At 52.0% G+C, this 17009-nt stretch carries 17 protein-coding genes and 1 tRNA gene; 5 read left to right on the top strand and 13 right to left on the bottom strand.

Going from position 1 to position 17009, the window contains the following annotated elements:
• Positions 1–6 precede the first annotated feature (6 nt).
• The 3 genes from argF to GWK78_04145 form a co-directional block, all read right to left on the bottom strand.
• Positions 7–996 carry an ornithine carbamoyltransferase gene (gene argF, locus GWK78_04135; protein QHU94181.1) on the bottom strand — a complete coding sequence of 330 codons (990 nt, stop codon included), beginning with the start codon at positions 994–996 and terminating at the stop codon, positions 7–9.
• A complete protein-coding gene (arcA, locus tag GWK78_04140) occupies positions 997–2232 on the bottom strand; it encodes an arginine deiminase (GenBank protein ID QHU94182.1) in 1236 nt (411 codons plus the stop codon). It abuts the gene before it with no gap.
• A gap of 82 nt (positions 2233–2314) precedes the next feature.
• The gene (locus GWK78_04145; GenBank protein QHU94183.1) at positions 2315–2929 is read right to left on the bottom strand and encodes a hypothetical protein; all 615 of its coding nucleotides are present in this window, start codon (positions 2927–2929) and stop codon (positions 2315–2317) included.
• A 45-nt stretch (positions 2930–2974) separates the two neighbouring features.
• Here GWK78_04145 and GWK78_04150 point away from each other — a divergent pair, with 45 nt between their 5' ends.
• The 3 genes from GWK78_04150 (at position 2975) to GWK78_04160 (ending at position 4141) form a co-directional block, all read left to right on the top strand.
• Positions 2975–3436, top strand: coding sequence for a YbhB/YbcL family Raf kinase inhibitor-like protein (locus tag GWK78_04150; protein ID QHU94184.1), 462 nt, complete (start codon positions 2975–2977; stop codon positions 3434–3436).
• A 93-nt stretch (positions 3437–3529) separates the two neighbouring features.
• Positions 3530–3606 (top strand) — tRNA-Pro (locus tag GWK78_04155).
• Positions 3607–3673: 67 nt separating this feature from the next.
• The gene (locus GWK78_04160; protein ID QHU94185.1) at positions 3674–4141 is read left to right on the top strand and encodes an NUDIX domain-containing protein; all 468 of its coding nucleotides are present in this window, start codon (positions 3674–3676) and stop codon (positions 4139–4141) included.
• A gap of 101 nt (positions 4142–4242) precedes the next feature.
• Here GWK78_04160 and GWK78_04165 read toward each other — a convergent pair whose 3' ends face one another.
• From GWK78_04165 to GWK78_04190, 6 genes are all read right to left on the bottom strand, one after another.
• Positions 4243–4599 carry a hypothetical protein gene (locus GWK78_04165; GenBank protein QHU94186.1) on the bottom strand — a complete coding sequence of 119 codons (357 nt, stop codon included), beginning with the start codon at positions 4597–4599 and terminating at the stop codon, positions 4243–4245.
• Positions 4600–4688: 89 nt separating this feature from the next.
• On the bottom strand, positions 4689–5162 hold the full coding sequence (locus GWK78_04170; protein QHU94187.1) for a hypothetical protein: 474 nt from the start codon (positions 5160–5162) through the stop codon (positions 4689–4691).
• A 48-nt stretch (positions 5163–5210) separates the two neighbouring features.
• The gene (locus GWK78_04175; protein ID QHU94188.1) at positions 5211–5822 is read right to left on the bottom strand and encodes a hypothetical protein; all 612 of its coding nucleotides are present in this window, start codon (positions 5820–5822) and stop codon (positions 5211–5213) included.
• Positions 5823–5834: 12 nt separating this feature from the next.
• Positions 5835–6560, bottom strand: coding sequence for an ATP-binding cassette domain-containing protein (locus GWK78_04180; protein QHU94279.1), 726 nt, complete (start codon positions 6558–6560; stop codon positions 5835–5837).
• A 40-nt stretch (positions 6561–6600) separates the two neighbouring features.
• The gene (locus GWK78_04185; GenBank protein QHU94280.1) at positions 6601–7320 is read right to left on the bottom strand and encodes an ABC transporter permease subunit; all 720 of its coding nucleotides are present in this window, start codon (positions 7318–7320) and stop codon (positions 6601–6603) included.
• Entirely contained in the window at positions 7314–8138 is an 825-nt protein-coding gene (locus tag GWK78_04190) for a transporter substrate-binding domain-containing protein (GenBank protein ID QHU94189.1), read from the bottom strand. Before GWK78_04190 ends, GWK78_04185 begins: the two co-directional genes overlap by 7 nt.
• 84 nt (positions 8139–8222) lie before the next feature.
• Between GWK78_04190 and GWK78_04195 the strand changes: the two genes are divergently transcribed.
• Positions 8223–9743, top strand: a complete 1521-nt coding sequence (locus GWK78_04195) for a sulfatase-like hydrolase/transferase (GenBank protein QHU94190.1) — start codon at positions 8223–8225, stop codon at positions 9741–9743.
• A 69-nt stretch (positions 9744–9812) separates the two neighbouring features.
• Here GWK78_04195 and galE read toward each other — a convergent pair whose 3' ends face one another.
• Entirely contained in the window at positions 9813–10826 is a 1014-nt protein-coding gene (gene galE, locus GWK78_04200) for a UDP-glucose 4-epimerase GalE (protein QHU94191.1), read from the bottom strand.
• Positions 10827–10959: 133 nt separating this feature from the next.
• Here galE and GWK78_04205 point away from each other — a divergent pair, with 133 nt between their 5' ends.
• Positions 10960–13194, top strand: a complete 2235-nt coding sequence (locus GWK78_04205; protein ID QHU94192.1) for an AAA domain-containing protein — start codon at positions 10960–10962, stop codon at positions 13192–13194.
• Between the two features lie 170 nt (positions 13195–13364).
• Here the strand turns inward: GWK78_04205 and GWK78_04210 are convergent, their stop codons facing one another.
• The 3 genes from GWK78_04210 to GWK78_04220 are packed head-to-tail and all read right to left on the bottom strand — an operon-like array spanning position 13365 to position 16838.
• A complete protein-coding gene (locus tag GWK78_04210; GenBank protein ID QHU94193.1) occupies positions 13365–15590 on the bottom strand; it encodes an FtsX-like permease family protein in 2226 nt (741 codons plus the stop codon).
• Positions 15590–16315 carry an ATP-binding cassette domain-containing protein gene (locus GWK78_04215; protein QHU94194.1) on the bottom strand — a complete coding sequence of 242 codons (726 nt, stop codon included), beginning with the start codon at positions 16313–16315 and terminating at the stop codon, positions 15590–15592. Before GWK78_04215 ends, GWK78_04210 begins: the two co-directional genes overlap by 1 nt.
• Positions 16296–16838 carry a PadR family transcriptional regulator gene (locus tag GWK78_04220; protein QHU94195.1) on the bottom strand — a complete coding sequence of 181 codons (543 nt, stop codon included), beginning with the start codon at positions 16836–16838 and terminating at the stop codon, positions 16296–16298. Before GWK78_04220 ends, GWK78_04215 begins: the two co-directional genes overlap by 20 nt.
• Between the last annotated feature and the right edge of the window lie 171 nt (positions 16839–17009).

The following is a 17009-nucleotide window of genomic DNA, read 5'->3' on the forward strand; positions in this document are numbered from 1 at the left end:
AGACATCTACAGCGTCAAAGCGATAACCGCTTTGATGGTATGCATACGATTTTCCGCCTGGTCAAAGACGATCGAATTTGGTGAGCGGAAGACGTCATCCGTCACCTCCATCGCCTCTAGCCCGAAATCGTCCCTGATGTGCTGGCCGGTCGTGGTCAACGCATCATGAAAGGCCGGCAAGCAGTGCATGAACTTGACCTCAGGATTGCCGGTGAGGTTCAGCATGTCGCGATTAACCTGGAAGTGACGCAGCTGGTTGATGCGCTCAGCAAACTTATCCTCTTCGCCCATCGACACCCAGACATCGGTGTAAACGACATCAGCACCGCGCAGGGCTTCCTCAAAATTATCAGTGATAGTAATCCGCCCGTGGTTCTGGTGCGCCAGCTCATGCGCGTGATGGACGAGGCCCTCCTCAGGGAACAATTCACGCGGTGCCAAAATCCGAAAGTCCAGCCCCATAATCGCCGAGCCGAGCAGCAGGCTGTTAGCCATGTTATTGCGGCCATCGCCGACAAACACCAGCTTGACGCCGTGCAGCCGACCGAGGTGCTCCTCGATAGTCATAAAGTCGGCTAGAATCTGCGTTGGATGGAACTTATCAGTCAATCCATTCCATACTGGCACGCCGGCGTGCTTCGCTAGATCTTCTACCGTTTTGTGTGCAAAACCGCGAAACTCAATACCGTCAAACATCCGGCCCAGCACCTTGGCGGTGTCCTCGACCGTCTCTTTCTTGCCAAGCTGAATATCGTCTTTACCGAGATATTCCGGCGCGATACCGAGGTCGTTGGCCGCCACCGTAAAGGCGCAGCGCGTCCGCGTCGAGGTTTTTTCAAACAACAACGCAATGTTCTTGCCCTCATGAATCCGATGCGGCGTACCGGCGTACTTCATCCGCTTATATTCATTCGCCGTCGTTAGTAGCAACCGAATATCACCCGCAGTAAAATCACCCAGTGTTAGGAATGATCGCCCTTTCAAACTTTGTGCCATTTATACATCCTCCCGTACTAGCGGCATGCTCATACAGCGCGGACCACCACGGCCGCGGCCAAGCTCAGCGCCGCTGACTTCGATAACTTCAACGCCGTGCTCGCGCAATTTTTGGTTCGTCACATAGTTGCGGTCATACGTCACCACCACGCCCGGCGCAATTGCCAAGGTGTTCGAGCCGTCGTTCCACTGCTCGCGGGCTGCTGCGATCGGATCGCCGCCGCCACATTCGATCAAGGTAACGCTCGGCAGCCCCAAGGCCACTCGCAAGACATGTTCGAGATCCGTCTCATGCGTAATGCGCGGGAACGGCTGTCCCTCAACCTTTTCCAATACGAAACAATTCATCTTGCCGCCGCGGTCGCGGATTTCCGGATGAATAGTAAACTTGTCCCGATCAATCATGGTAAACACCGTATCCAGGTGCATAAAGGCGTGCGACTTCGGAATCTCCATAGCAACGACTTTCTTAAAGCCAGAGCCAGCAAACAGTTTCGTCGCCATCTTTTCAATTGCCTCAGCCGTGGTGCGCTCCGATACGCCGATGGCCATCACTTCACTGCTCAACACTAGCTCATCGCCACCTTCAATTGAGAATTTTTCATGGCGATCATACCACACCGGCACATTCTTGCCGGCAAACCGTGGATGATGATCAATGATGTAGCGCATGAATAGCGACTCTCGACGACGCGCCGGCCAGTGCATCTTGTTGATCGTCAGACCGTGACCAATGGTTGCAGCCGGGTCACGCGTAAAGTACAAGTTCGGCATCGGATCGAGATAGAATGGATAGTGATTTTTCTCGATCATATTGTGCAGCTGCTGGTGCTGATCTGGCGGCAGCGTAATCTCGTCCTTGCGCACACCGGCCATAATTTTACGCACCATCGCGTTCGTTGGCAGGTCCAGCAGGAACTGGCGCAGCACTCTGGTAACACGGCGCGAGCCTTGCTTCGAATTTGCCAACATTTCATCAACAAACTGCTCACGTAATTGATCAGTATATAGCGCCTCGGTCACCAGCTGATCGAGATACAACACCTCGACACCGTGATCACGCAATACCTGAGCAAACGCATCATGCTCCTTTTGGGCGACCTGCAAATACGGAATGTCGTCAAACAGCAGATCAGTCAAGTAGTCTGGTGTTAAGTTTTCTAATTCTTCGCCCGGACGATGCAATAGCACCGCCTTGAGTCGGCCAATTTCTGATGTAATATGTAATGGATCCATACCCCCATCCCCTTTTTGTTTATGGTTATACTAATAATATAGCATATACTAAACAGAACACAAGTATCATTCAGGGGCTAGCTCACTGCCGAATGATGGCTAACGACGACTCGACTGTCACCTGGGCCGGGTGGCGTCTCAGCCACTCATCGACCGCCCGCGCCGCGCCCGGCAAGGCTTCATTGGCGTAATCATCAACGATGATGGTTGCTTTCTCATGAAATTTACCATCGCACAATCGAAACGAGTCGGCGATTGATTCATAAAAATCACCGTCAAAAAACGCAAAGATGATACTTTCCGGCACGTCCTCAGGAATGAAATCAGCAAACCAACCTTTGTGAATAGTTGGTAGTTTTAATCCGGCCTTTTTAAAGTTTTGGATGAAGGTTTTGCGCGGCGCCAACAATTCGCCAGCTTTGAACTGCTCGCCGGCAGCGCTGTTGTCTGCTTGAGTTTTTTCTGGTAGGCCAGCAAACGAATCGTAAACATGAAACTCACCAGCAAAATTATAGGCGTCCAGTAGCCGCCGAATGAACAAACTCGTCGTGCCGACGTAACAGCCAAACTCGACGATGTTTCCTGCCGCGCCGCTTTGCAGCACCTTTTCCAGTTCCCGCAGCAAAGCGCCGAGTTCTTTGGCGTCAACTTGATCGGAAATGATGGGATATTTGGCGAGGAGTCGGTCGGTGATCATTACTACTATTAGTATACCAGTTTCTCTTCATGCTAAAATCATAGTATGAAAATTGCTAGTCCTGCGTTCACCGAAAACGCTAAAATACCAAAAATTTACTCCAAGTTCGGCGGCAACCAACGCCCACCGCTCGAGATCAGCGACGTGCCAACAGATGCCAAAAGTCTGGTAATCGTCTGCCACGACCCCGATGCGCCTGGACGCGATGGATTCTATCATTGGACGGTTTGGAATTTGCCGGCCAAAACCACTGAAATCACTGGCGAATCACTGCCCCTAGGCGCTGTCGAAGGCGTTACCAGTTGGGGTTGTCCCGGCTGGGGTGGGCCGCAGCCGCCGTTTGGCACGCACCGCTATCAATTTTACGTATACGCGCTGGACACAACGCTGGATCTACCAGACAGCACCAGGCCCAAAGAACTCATCACTGCTCTCACGCCGCACATCATTGACCAGACCGTGTTGACTGGAAAGTTTGGCGTGTTTGATATTTTCCGGCACGGCTAGCCGAGCCCACCAATTAACCAATAGCCAGACCCGTGAATCTTCCAGTCGCCATCTTTCCTCTCGAGTCATTTTTTAGTATACTATCTCCAGCGTCGGGGTGTGGCGCAGCTCGGTAGCGCGCACCGTTCGGGACGGTGAGGTCGTCCGTTCAAATCGGATCACCCCGACCATGAAATTATTTGAAGCGTATGTTCATCACCTAGAACCTCTGGCGATCACAAAAGCAAAGGAGGCTATATGCAGCGACGAGTTAACGTACGCGGAATTATTATCAACGATCAGGGCGAGCTATTTTGCCAAAAATTGACCGCCAATAACGGCGCGGGGCGAGAGTTTTGGTGTGCACCGGGCGGCGGTTTGGAGATGGGCGAAAGTTTGCTGGACGGTTTACGCCGAGAGATGATTGAGGAAACTGGCGTCAAGCCAACCATCGGCAAGCTATTATTTATCCAACAATTTACCGACACCAACCCCTCGTCTAAATACGGCATGACCGAGCAACTTGAGTTTTTCTTTTCCGTCACCAACTGGCAAGATTACCAGCATATCGACCTGGAGCAAACATCGCACGGCGTCGAGGAAGTGGCGGAATGCGGCTTTGTCAATCCGAAAACCACACGGATTTTGCCGAGTTACCTAACAGAGGTTGACCTAAACTGGCTGGTTAATGAGTCGACCGACGTTCAGATGATGAGCGAATTGTAACAATCCCACCGAGACTATTTACCAAAGATTTTACTATAGTCAGTTTTCGGATAATCTATCGTGCTTAACGTACCATTTTTAGCTAACACCCCAATAATTTGCTACATATAGTCACGCCGTAGGGTGGTTATTGCATGAACAGCCGCCTCCTTAAGTGCGGGTGAATTTTCACTCGCAGACACCACTTCTCGGTAACTGCCCAGACATTTTTCTAATAGCTTCCACCTATCGGCTGGAGACTGGTTGAGCTGATTCGCCAAAACTGATATAGCGTCAATAAGTAACGACCGGAGGTCACCCTGAACTGATCTATTGATATATCCTTGCGCGCGAGGAATATCCTCACCGTGATCAACTTGCTCAACATAACCACGAAAACTTCTCGCATATTCAAAGTCAATATAGCGAGTCGCAGAATTATCACCGTCAGAACCCGACAGCCGGACAAGATTACGCATAAAAGCATCCTTGTGAGCAATATGTATTTTATGCAACGCAGATAATGCCAGAAGAGCATCCATTAAATGCTGTTTGATATTCTCTGAGCTCATTTCACGCCATGCAAGACCCTCAAAGTTGACCGCTTTTCATCGAATCGAGTCATGATCCATGCCGAACGGTACTTGGAACTAATGGGCTTCCCTGCTATCATAAGTGCTTGAATTGAGAAGGGGGCCAGTCCCTGCGTACTAACATACTGGGTCATGGCGACCTCGGCAAGAGCAGTTGTCAGTGGAAGCCGCTTAATAGCAAACTCTTCCTTGGAGCCACTAACTGTTTTCACATCTACAGTAAATGCTCCGTTGCGAGACGAGCCTTCACGTGATAAATCTCTGTGTGGCTCAGCTGTAGCGACAGGGGGGAAGTTCGGTGTAACATACAGCAATGGTTTATTGTCTAAATCAAGCTCTGGATAAAACTCCCTGGACATATGATCAACTTGCTCTGACATGTCAGGCAAAGACGGCCTTCTAGTTGTCTCGACCAGAAGGCGACATGCTGCTCCACGCTCGGTATCCATATTTGTGTTATAACATAAAATTATTATTTTGAAAATAGCTATATCATACTACCGCATGGCCCGAATCATCTGCCTCAGCTGCTCAACCGCCCGAGCACGGCGTTCCCTTGTCCAATAAGTATCAGGCGTAGCCTTTTCGCCGTCAGCGGTAGTTTCTTGGAGGAAATGACCGACGACACGGCCGTCTTTTAGTGCCGTCACATCAGGAACATACACTCGCGGTTGTCCGTTCTCGTCGGTGCGAAGATGCGGCTTTAGTTTCTCAACCAATTTTTTGTAGGTAGCATCATTGGTTTCGCGGGCATGGCGAATGTCGAGATAGTAAATCTTGTCCAGCCCCTCGGCTTTGGCAGCTTCATCGACGATTGGCGCCAGCTGCTGACACCACGGACACTGCTGAAAGCCAAGGAAAATCAAGCCACTGCCTGATTCAAACTTCTCCAAAACCTCGCCAGCCGAAGCAAAGACGAAGCGATTGTCATTAGCCACCCGGGAGTAAGCGGTCTTGAAACGAGCAGCGTCTGACGGTTGTGGTGATACGGGCGTCTGCGGGCGCGACCAGATATACCAACCGCATATGACGATGGTAATGATACCAACAACTACCGCAACAAGAAGCATACATTTGGTATAGTTCTTGGCTGTTTTCGCATGTTTCATCTGGACCTCCTGTTAGTTATCCTTGACGCCAAAAAACTTCCGCGCCCGTTCGGTCACTGGATGATCCATCACCTGCTCTGGTGGACCGTTTTCGATGATCTCACCCTTGTCCAGGAAAATCATCCGCGTAGCTACTTCGCGCGCAAATTTCATTTCGTGCGTGACGATAACCATGGTCATACCTTTGGCGGCCACCTCACGAATCACATCCAACACCTCGCCGATCATCTCTGGATCAAGCGCCGAGGTTGGCTCATCAAACAGCATGATATCTGGCTCCATGGCTAGAGCTCTGGCGATGGCGACACGCTGCTTTTGCCCGCCTGAGAGCTGCGAAGGAAAGGCCCCGGCTTTGTCCGCCAGCCCCACGTCTGCGAGCAATTTCTTTGCCAGGCGAGTCGCCGCCCGATCAGACAATTTGCGTAATTTCCGCGGCGCCAGTTTGATGTTATCCAGCACGCTCAAGTTCGGAAACAGATTGAATGATTGAAACACCATGCCAACTTTTTGGCGCAGTGCGTTCAGGTCGACTTTCGGCGCTGTCGTTTCCACACCGTCGATGACAATGCGCCCGCCCGTCGGCGTCTCCAGCAGATTCAAGCAGCGCAAAAAGGTTGATTTACCAGAGCCGCTTGAACCAACAACCACGACCACTTCGCCTTCATGAACTTCAACGTCAATGTCCCTGAGCACACGGTTACTGCCAAACTGTTTCTTGAGGTTAGCCACCGTGATGATTGCTGGGTGCTCAGTGCTCGGCTGCGCTACTTCCTTCACCTTATTCACTGCCATCCTTTAGTCTCCTCTCCACTCGCGTCATCACGCGGGTAAATATGGCGGTCAACGCCAAGTACATCACCGCTGCGGCAAACAATGACTGAAACGCCGTGGCCGTTTGAAACCGAATATTATCGGCGCCGCGCATGATATCATTCAGCCCAATCCAGCCAACCACCGACGTCTCTTTCAGTAGGGCGATGAATTCGCTGATCAGTGCTGGCAACGAATTTTTGAGCGCTTGTGGCAAAATCACCAAACGCATGGCCTGCCAGCGGCTGAATCCCAGCGAACGAGCTGCTTCCATTTGCCCCTTGTCAACACTTTCGATACCACCGCGAATGATCTCGCCAATGTATGCACCGCTATTGATACCAAAGGCAATTGCTGCCACAAAAATCTTCGGCATAAACTGATATGAACCAAAAACGACGTAGTACATAATCAACAGCTGAACCAGAAGCGGCGTGCCCCGAATGATGTCGACATACACTTTCCCAATCCACGCCAGCGGATTCCAGCGACTCAGTCCTTTGGCCCACGAGAAGCGCCCCAGCAGCTTGAATGGCCGTACGTCTGAGGTTCGCAAAAGAGCGATGATGACACCGATGGCCGTACCGAGCAGCAGTGACAGAACAGTCAATACCAAGGTTACTTCTAGGCCGTGCCACAAATACAGCCACCGACCATCGCCGAAGATTACTTCCAGGAAATTCACGATTCAAGCTCCTTTTTCTTCATCAATTCAAGAGCTCTCGGCCCAAAATGTTTGCGGATGAGATTGTCGTACCGACCGTCCTTTTTCATCTCCGCCAACACTCGGTTAACTTTTTTTAGCAAGTCATGGTTATTATTTTTGATGGCAATTGCATAATGCTCGCTTGATAACTCGCCCGGCAAAATCTCTAATCCCGGAAAACCCGCCGTATACTGAGCAGCCGGCGCATCATCCAAAATAACCGCCTCGACGCCACCAGCATTGAGCTCGGTCAGTACACTTGGCGCGGTTGGGAATTGTGATACTTTAGCACCGGTAATTTTTCCGGCCAACGTATCACCCGTCGTGCCCAGCTGCACGCCAATTTTCTTGCCCATCAGTTGATGCCTGTTCCGAATTGGACTACCCTTTTTGACAATAATCCGCTGCGATGCAGAATAATACGGCTCGGAAAATAACGCATTTTTGGCACGCTCCGGCGTCACCGACATGCCAGCCACCGCCATGTCAATTTGCCCTGATTCCAGCGCTGGCAGCAATCCGTCAAACGACATGTCTTCAATCTTTAGCTCTTTATTCACGCTGCGGGCAATTTCCTTTGCCAAATCAACATCAAAGCCAACAATTTCATTGCCCTGCTTGTATTCAAACGGCTTAAAGCCAGCATTGGTGCCCATCACCAACACGTCATCACTCTTACCAAATCCACCTTCGCGCTGCAAAATGTCAAACGCCATAAAGCCAATCAACGCCACAAACAGCCCCAGGCCTATCCACCAACTAACACCAAACCCCCGATGATGCGCTTTCGTTCTGTTCATGCTTATCAGTATACGCGCTTTGAAAAGAAATGATAAGCCCCCAAACCAGCCCACGTACCCAGCCAAACGTTGTATAATATCATTATGAGCACCTCTCCGTCTGGCCACGGCGCCAACAACCGCATTATCATTCGCGTGGCTATCGTCTTGCTATTACTATGTAGCGCTGTTTTCTTTGTCGCTAGCCGCTATAAAATTGTGCAATTTCGTGACGCCAAGATTGACGAGATTTTATTTTATTTCAAGAACGGCCTGGCGGGTGGGCAATCTAGCAGCTTTACCTCAGCCGTCTGGGAAAATATCCCCTACGTCATTGGGCTGCTCATCATTTTGCTACTGCCAATCATCCTCAAACTACGTTGGAAAAAACGACCGCTCCGCTTGCGTCACCAAGCGTATTACGCAGGCGGCCTATTCATGATCAGCCTAGCGCTGTTAGTTCAAAGTTTCAGCATCCCCGCCTACGTCATCGCCCTCGCCCAGTCGTCAAAGATCTATGATCAGCATTATGTCGATCCGCGCGGCGTCAAGTTGACTTTTCCTGGTACCAAACGCAACTTGATTTATATCTACGTCGAGTCGCTGGAAAATACGCCCGCCGCCAAAGCCAGTGGCGGCATGAGCGACAAATCAGTCATTCCGGAGTTAGAAAAATTAGCACTGACTAATACCTCCTTTTCACACCGAGCCTCAGGCCTCGGCGGCGCCCTACCTGCACACGGTACCACTTGGACGGTAGCCGGCATGACCGCTCAATCCGCCGGCGTGCCGCTCAAAGACGGTGGGGTGTTCGGTGACCGCGACCGCAACGGCATGGGTGATTTTAATAAATTCTTGCCGGGCGCTTATACCCTTGGGCAGGTGCTTGAAAAAGCTGGCTACAACCAATCATTCCTCATGGGCTCAAACAAAGCCTTCGGCGGGCGCGATAAACTACTGGAGCAACACGGCGATTACCACATCATTGACCTCACCTATACCCGAAAGCATGGTTTAATCCCACAAAACTACGAGGTGTGGTGGGGCTATGAAGATAAAAAGCTTTTTCAATTTGCCCGCGACGAGGCCACCCGTCTCAGTAAGTCCGACAAGCCATTCAACCTACAAATGCTGACTGTTGACACGCACTTCACCGATGGCTGGATGGATAAAGATGTTTGCAAGGAGCAATTTGAAGCGAAATACGACAATGTTCATGCCTGTGCCTCCAAACAAATCGCGTCCTTCGTCGAGTGGGTCAAGCAACAGCCATTTTACGCCAACACTACTATCATCATCAGTGGTGATCACCTCGGCATGCAAACGCCATATTATGAAGAGAAAATTGCTGGCGCTCCCTACCAACGAACCATTTACAACGCCTTTATCAACCCCGCTGTCCAGCCAATTCGCGCTACTAACCGCCAATTTGCTGCCTTTGACATGTATCCATCGACCCTGGCGGCACTGGGCGTGACGGTAGATGGCAACCGTATGGGACTAGGCACTAATTTATTCTCAAATCGCCAGACACTGGTCGAACAATTTGGCGGCATCGACCAGCTTAACGCCGAGCTCAGCAAACGCTCAACCTACTACGAACGGCGGATCTTGAGCAGTTCATAAATAAGCACGTCTTGCCCATAAAAATCCGACGAGTCACCCCGCCGGATTTAGCATATGTATTCAAGCACCTTATGCGCCGTAGCCGTTCGGGTTATTGCTCTGCCAGTTCCAGGCGTCACGGCAGGCATCCTCAATCGTTAGTTCTGCCTGCCAGCCCAGCTCTGCCTCTGCCAATCCCGGGTCAGCATAACACGCGGCGATATCGCCCGGCCGGCGTGGCGTAATCTGGTATGGAATCTCCCGACCAGACGCCGCTTCAAATGCTTTTACTAATTCCAACACCGACGTGCCGCGGCCAGTGCCGATGTTGTACGTCTTATACTCATCCGGCTCGCCCAAATGTTCCAACGCCGCCACGTGCGCCCGTGCCAAATCAACCACGTGAATATAATCGCGCACGCCCGTGCCGTCCGGCGTGTCATAATCGTCGCCAAACACACTCAAATGGTCGCGCTTGCCGACCGCCACTTGCGATACGAACGGCAGCAAATTATTCGGAATGCCTGACGGGTCTTCGCCGATGCGGCCACTCGGATGAGCGCCAACGGGATTGAAATAGCGCAGCGAGGTAAACTGCCAACCCTGCTTGGTCGCCGCCACATCGCGTAGAATTTGCTCGATCATCAGCTTGGTTTGGCCGTACGGATTGGTCGCCGACAGCGGCATATCCTCGGTAATCGGCAGCCGTGCCGGGTCGCCGTACACCGTTGCCGAGCTAGAAAAGACCAGCTTTTTCACGTCAAATTCCTGCATGACATCCAGTAGTGTCAATGTGCTTTCCAAATTATTCTGATAATAGAGCAGCGCTTTTTCCACCGACTCGCCGACGGCCTTCAGGCCCGCAAAATGAATCGCTGCGTCAATCGTCTCAGATTTGAATAACTCCGCCAGCCGCGCCCGATCACATAGGTCAAACTCATAAAACGGCACCGCTTGACCGGTAATTTCCTCAACCCGCCGCAAACTCTCGGCAGATGAATTTGATAAATTGTCGACCACCACCACGTCGTGACCCGAGGCCAGTAGTTCAATGATGGTGTGGCTGCCGATATACCCAGCACCGCCAGTAACGAGAATGTTCATGAAGTACCCCTTTCGCTATGATTCTAGGATTATTATATCAGATGTAAACTGTAGCCATATCGCTCGTGTAGGACATACGTTTATTAAGTAGTAGTCTGGGCTAGCACTCTTGCACTGAGAGTGCTAATTTGCTATGATAATCATATCAATTATCCCCGCTCTGTCTCTTGCCGCGGCGTATCATAAATACGGACTTAGAAAAGCCCAAAGAATCAAAGGAGGACCTATGCCACCAAATATGCAAGAAGAGCTTGAGCAGCCGCTGGAGAAATTCGGCACCGATATCACGGCGCTCGCCAGGGAACATAAACTTGATCCGGTCATCGGGCGCGACGAGGAAATTCGCCGCACCATGCAAATCTTGAGCCGGCGCACCAAAAATAATCCAGTCCTCATTGGCGAGCCGGGCGTCGGTAAAACCGCCATCGTCGAGGCCCTAGCGCAGCGCATCGTCAAGGGCGACGTACCGGCGTCGCTGAAAGACAAGCGGCTGATTTCCCTGGAAATTTCCAGTTTACTGGCCGGCGCTAGCTTTCGCGGCCAATTTGAAGAGCGCCTCAAAGCAATTTTGAAAGAAGTTGAAGAGGCTGCTGGCGAAATTATTTTGTTCGTTGATGAAATTCACACCATGGTCGGCGCCGGCAAAACCGAAGGCAGCATGGACGCTGGCAATATGCTCAAACCCGCCCTGGCGCGTGGCAAACTACACATGATTGGTGCGACGACATTGGCGGAATATCGCCAGCATGTCGAAAAAGACGCAGCCCTGGAACGGCGCTTTCAGCCAGTCTATGTCGGCGAGCCGAGTTTTGACGACACCGTGGCGATTTTGCGCGGTTTGAAGGAAAAGTATGAAGTCCATCACGGCGTCAAAATTTCTGACGATGCCATCGTGGCGGCGGCGCGGCTGTCCACCCGCTATCTACCTGACCGCTTTTTGCCCGATAAGGCCGTTGATTTACTGGATGAAGCGACCAGCGCTCTGAAGATGCAGCTAGAGAGTGTGCCGATTGCTCTCGATCGGCTGAATAACCGCCGTTTGCAGCTGGAGATTGAAGAAGCAGCGCTGAAAAAAGACAAATCCGACCACGCCAAAGCCCGCACAGAGGAAATCAAGCAGCAAATCACCGACCTTCGGGCTCAGGCCGAGGTGATTGACAGTAAATGGCAGCACGAAAAGGATATCCTCCAGACCGTCAATACCGCTACTGAAAAAATGGATAGCCTGCGCTCGCAACTGGAAATCGCCGAGCGCGACGCCGATCTGGCCACCGCCAGCCGCATCAAATACGGCGATCTGCCAGAGCTGGAGAAAAAGCTAGCGAGCGCTCGCCAGGAACTAGCGGCTATTCCACCGGCCGACCGCCTGCTGCGTGAAGAAGTCACCCCTGATGACATTGCCAGCGTGGTGGCGCGCTGGACGGGCATCCCAGTAGAGCGGCTGATGGAGACTGAGTCGAGCAAATTGACCAAATTAGAGGAACACATCAGCACCCAAGTGATTGGTCAAGACAAGGCCATCGCCGCAGTGGCCAGCGCCATTCGCCGTTCGCGCGCTGGCCTCAGTGATACCAACCGGCCAATCGGCTCTTTCCTCTTCCTCGGCCCCACTGGCGTGGGCAAAACAGAGGTAGCCCGCAGCTTGTGCCGCGAATTATTCGACGATGGGCACGCCATGATTCGTATCGATATGAGCGAATACATGGAGCGGCACGCCGTGGCACGCCTGATTGGCTCGCCGCCAGGCTACGTCGGCTACGACCAAGGCGGACAACTCACCGAAGCAGTGCGCCGCCGCCCCTACAGCGTGGTGTTGTTTGACGAAATCGAGAAGGCCCACCCCGATGTCTTTAATGTGCTCCTCCAGGTGCTCGACGACGGCCGCCTGACCGATGGCCAGGGGCGAACAGTCGATTTTTCTAACACGGTCATTATCATGACCAGCAATGTCGGCTCGCAGGCAATTATGGATTTTTCTGGCGACGATCTGTCGGCACTGGATAATCAAATGATTGATGTCCTCAGACAACATTTCCGCCCGGAATTTCTCAACCGCATCGACGATATCGTTATCTTCGACCGCATTCGGCCAGAGGCGATGCGAGCAATTGTCGATGTCCAGCTGAAACGCGTTGCCCGCCAAGTCAAAGATAGCCGCGACATCACGCTGGAATTTGATGATAGCGTCCGCGGCATGCTGGCTCGAGATGGCTATGACCCGGCCTTTGGCGCCCGCCCGCTGAAGCGCTTGGTACAAAAACGGGTGCTTGACCCGCTGGCGCTGGAGCTGATCGACGGACGAATTCATGACGGCGAGACGGTGAAAGTGAATATAATTAATGACCGCGTGAAGTTCCAAAAACAATAAATTAAGTTTCACCTATTTCCCTGATTAACACCTTCCATCGTCGTACGGCCGCATTTGACCGCAAACATCCGAGCCCCGCCTTGATTGAGTCAATGCAGCGCAAGAAAAAGCGTCCCAGCCATCAACTGGAACGCTTTTTGATAGATTATCCTCGGGCCGATACAAACACACTACTCGGTCTGGTTGGCCTCTGCCCGCGTCAGCTTATCAACCATCGGCAGGATCAAGTAGATACCAATGATAGCTGCCGCCAGACCGATACCAACGATGGCGAAGTAAGTTGGCGTCAGCACCGGCTTCAGCGTCGTCGAGAACGTGCTAGTAAATACTGCACCCGTCCACACGCCAAAACCGCATGACAGAATCGAGGTGGTCAGCAGCGGCGCCACCGATTCAACCATCACCAAGCGTTTCAGTTGAATGAGACGCATACCGCCCAGCCGCAGCGTGTACAGCGAGCGGCGACGTTCCATCAGCCCGCCAATCGTCGAGACGATCAAGCTTGCCACCGCCACGAACAGCGTCACGCCGATACCAACATAGGCCAAGTCAGCAAACTCGCGAATCGTCGGATTGATATGCGGCTTTTTAGAGTCAGTGCCGCTCACTGCATATGTCAGATCATACTGATTAGCCTTCGCTGTCACCAAGGTGCGCAGCTTCTCGATGTCATCGTCTGATTTCAATGTCACCAAATACTCTTTAGCGCCGTTCGTATCAACCCGGTCATTAATCAGCGACACCTTTTTGACCACCGGCTTATCAAAATTCAGCAATGCAAATTGGTCGGGCTGGGCGTTATTCGAGCAAGTGTGCTCAGTATACTTCGCTAAATCCTGACAGCGAATCGCGTCACCATCCTCACGCGGATAGATCGTCGCCACCGACGTGATGTAAGATTTTTGCTGCAGCTGCTCCGCCATGTCGCCTGGCAGCGATCGGCCGATGACAACTGCCGTGCCGCGCTTTAATTGTGAAAAGCCGTTATCTTTGATAGCTTGAGCGTTTAAGCCTTCAATACCGCTAGTTGCCGTCAAGTAAAAGCTGCCCGCAAACAGCGCCAATACCACGCCGCTGACGCTGCGGAAAATTGTCCGCGAATGCACCGCCGTACGCTTACCGGCGATCAGCATCGAAGCGTTATTAGCCCAGCGCGCTGCCAACAGCGACAGCTTATTAGTCAGCCAGCCGCCAGCCAGAATCAAGCCGAACATCACCAGCAGCAGCGCCGCCATCAATAGTACCGACGGCAGAGCTGATTCTTTATTAGCCGCCAGCCAATCCCGCCCCGGCTTCGACGACAGCCAAGCAAAGAACGCGATACCAAGTGCTGGCACCAGCGCCCGCCAAGCACGCAATTTCTTTACCTTTTCAACCGAACGCGACACACCCAGCGGCGAAATTTGCGCCCGGCGCATCCGTCGCCAGTTGACAAACATCGTTAGTCCCAGCGTCAAACCGATAATCAACGCATATTGCGTGCCAGTTAACACCAAATCACCAGGATTAAACCGCATGCCGTCCATCTTGAAATCCTGCAGCGGCGCTTGCAACAGCCAGAACGTGCCTAGCCCGATAATCACGCCAACCACCGACGCCAACAGCGACTCCAGCATCAATATCCGTGCCACCTGCCGCTTAGTCGCACCGATCAGCCGCAAAGCAGCATAACGTTTCTCGCGTTGCGCCGCGCCCAGCTGTGTTGCTACTGATACAAAAATGACGATTGGAAACAACAATATCGTCCCGCCGACGCCAAATACAATAACAGCAACTGGGTCTATTTTAGCATCCGATTTTAATCCGTTAGCGTCCGTCCGATAAACATCAGCAAAGTATGATGGCTGCCCCTGAGATTTGGTAAAAGCATCGCTCTCGGCCACTTCCTCGGCGCTAGCACCGCGCACTATCATCAGCGTATCCGGACTAGCAACATATTCGCTAGGAATTACGCCGAGGTATTTGGTATTTTTACCAAAACGCGCCAAGATATTATCCTCTGGGTATTCAGCAACCGCATCAGCCAACGCTTTTGACAAATAATATTCGCCAGGACGCGGAGTTTTCAGTTTGGCAAACTGCGGCGATTTAGCCGTACCGTACATCGAATAATACTGGATAGATTGACCGCGCCACTTCGATGCATCGCCGCGCTGGGTACCGCCAACTTTTAGCGGCTCGACACCAGCAATCGGTTTTTGTTCGGCTACACCGCGGGTTGCCTGATACGCCGCCGTATTAATTGCTAATCCATTAACACGCCCCATTAGACCGTTGACACCAGCCGTAAAGTAGCACACCAGCACGATTCCCAGTGCCACCGCCACCGTAGTCAAGCCCAGACGCGCGAACGACTGGCGGCCAGACTTTTTTAATAACATCCAACTGACACTCATCAGACAATCCTCGCCTTGGCTTTATTGACCCTCGCCTGCGCCGGATGCACCCCTGCGCCAGCACCGGAAATTTGCCCATCACGGACGATGATTTCCCGATCAGCGTAGGCGGCAATCGTCGGTTCGTGCGTCACCATGATGACTGTTGTGCCGTGCTCTTTGGCGGTTTTGATGAATAGCTCCATAACCCTCTCTGAATTCAAACTGTCCAGCGAACCAGTCGGCTCGTCAGCGAACAGCACCTTTGGCTCAATCACCATGGCCCGGGCAATCGCCACCCGCTGCATTTGTCCGCCCGACAACTCGCCAAGCATACTGTCAGCTTTATTACCCAGCTCAACCTTATTCAGCCATGTTTTCGCCTGTTGATAGGCTTCTTTACGCTTGACACCGTTAAGCAGTAGCGGCAGCGCCACATTATCCAGCGCTGTCAGCTCTGGCACCAACTGTCCAAACTGAAAGACGAAGCCAAAGCTAGTGCGCCGTAAAATACTGCGCTGATCATCGCTCAGTTTGTCAATCCGCCGACCATCAAAATCAATCTCGCCACTATCAACCTTGGTAATCGCCGCCAAGCTATGCAGCAGCGTCGACTTACCAGAGCCCGACGGACCCATAATCGCCAGCACCTCGCCCGCCTCGACGTCCAAGCTGACACCGCGCAGCGCATGCGTTTGCCCGAACGACTTCTTAATATTTTTAGCGCTAATTATTGGTTTGCTCATGCAAAATTTCCTCCTTTAGCCGCGTTAAACGCGAAATAGTTAATTCAATCCAGCGCAAATCCGCCTCCAAATGATACAGTGCATGGTCGATCAGCAGCATGTCCGACAAACTACTATCGCGCCGCTGCACCGTCAGCTCGCGCATTCGTTGGATGTGCGCCTGCCGTTGGTTATCCAGATACGGTGATGCATCGCCGTCTTTCAAAATCGCCAATACCGCCTTGATATACATCGTCGCTTGCAGCTGCGGCGACGGCGCCTCTGGTGATTCCAACCATGCTTGTAAATCCTGCTTACCCTCATCGGTAATTTCATACCGAACCCGATCCGGCCCGCCCGATTCGCTGGTATCGGCAATCTCTTTGACCTTGTTATCGCGTTTGAGCCGCGCCAAAGTTGAATATATCTGACCAGTTAAAATTGGCTTATCTTTGCCAAAATAGCCGTCATATTTTTTCTTCAACTCATAGCCGTAATTTGACTCTTCCGCTAAAAACCCTAACAGTGTATATTGAATGCTCATATTCTTACTATACACCCAGTGTTTAGTTAATGCAAGAGTTTTATACACTCGGTGTATAGTTGCTATTACAACGTCCATTCACTCTATTGACACGGCACCCGCCCCATCACAGATAGCTCACCCCACCAAACCGCCACGACCAGTAGCCCACCTCGCCAGAATACAGACTAT

This window comes from Candidatus Saccharibacteria bacterium oral taxon 488 (assembly GCA_010202845.1).
Lineage (GTDB): Bacteria > Patescibacteriota > Saccharimonadia > Saccharimonadales > Saccharimonadaceae > Nanosynbacter.

Bases quoted from the DNA above. Each gene is read 5' to 3' on its own strand.
- GWK78_04170 (QHU94187.1), bottom strand. From the start codon at position 5,162: ATGGATACCGAGCGTGGAGCAGCATGTCGCCTTCTGGTCGAGACAACT.
- GWK78_04205 (QHU94192.1), top strand. From the start codon at position 10,960: ATGATAATCATATCAATTATCCCCGCTCTGTCTCTTGCCGCGGCGTAT.
- GWK78_04160 (QHU94185.1), top strand. From the start codon at position 3,674: ATGCAGCGACGAGTTAACGTACGCGGAATTATTATCAACGATCAGGGC.
- GWK78_04195 (QHU94190.1), top strand. From the start codon at position 8,223: ATGAGCACCTCTCCGTCTGGCCACGGCGCCAACAACCGCATTATCATT.
- GWK78_04165 (QHU94186.1), bottom strand. From the start codon at position 4,599: ATGCGTAATCTTGTCCGGCTGTCGGGTTCTGACGGTGATAATTCTGCG.
- galE (QHU94191.1), bottom strand. From the start codon at position 10,826: ATGAACATTCTCGTTACTGGCGGTGCTGGGTATATCGGCAGCCACACC.
- GWK78_04150 (QHU94184.1), top strand. From the start codon at position 2,975: ATGAAAATTGCTAGTCCTGCGTTCACCGAAAACGCTAAAATACCAAAA.
- GWK78_04220 (QHU94195.1), bottom strand. From the start codon at position 16,838: ATGAGCATTCAATATACACTGTTAGGGTTTTTAGCGGAAGAGTCAAAT.
- GWK78_04215 (QHU94194.1), bottom strand. From the start codon at position 16,315: ATGAGCAAACCAATAATTAGCGCTAAAAATATTAAGAAGTCGTTCGGG.
- GWK78_04175 (QHU94188.1), bottom strand. From the start codon at position 5,822: ATGAAACATGCGAAAACAGCCAAGAACTATACCAAATGTATGCTTCTT.
- arcA (QHU94182.1), bottom strand. From the start codon at position 2,232: ATGGATCCATTACATATTACATCAGAAATTGGCCGACTCAAGGCGGTG.
- GWK78_04190 (QHU94189.1), bottom strand. From the start codon at position 8,138: ATGAACAGAACGAAAGCGCATCATCGGGGGTTTGGTGTTAGTTGGTGG.
- GWK78_04145 (QHU94183.1), bottom strand. From the start codon at position 2,929: ATGATCACCGACCGACTCCTCGCCAAATATCCCATCATTTCCGATCAA.
- GWK78_04210 (QHU94193.1), bottom strand. From the start codon at position 15,590: ATGAGTGTCAGTTGGATGTTATTAAAAAAGTCTGGCCGCCAGTCGTTC.
- argF (QHU94181.1), bottom strand. From the start codon at position 996: ATGGCACAAAGTTTGAAAGGGCGATCATTCCTAACACTGGGTGATTTT.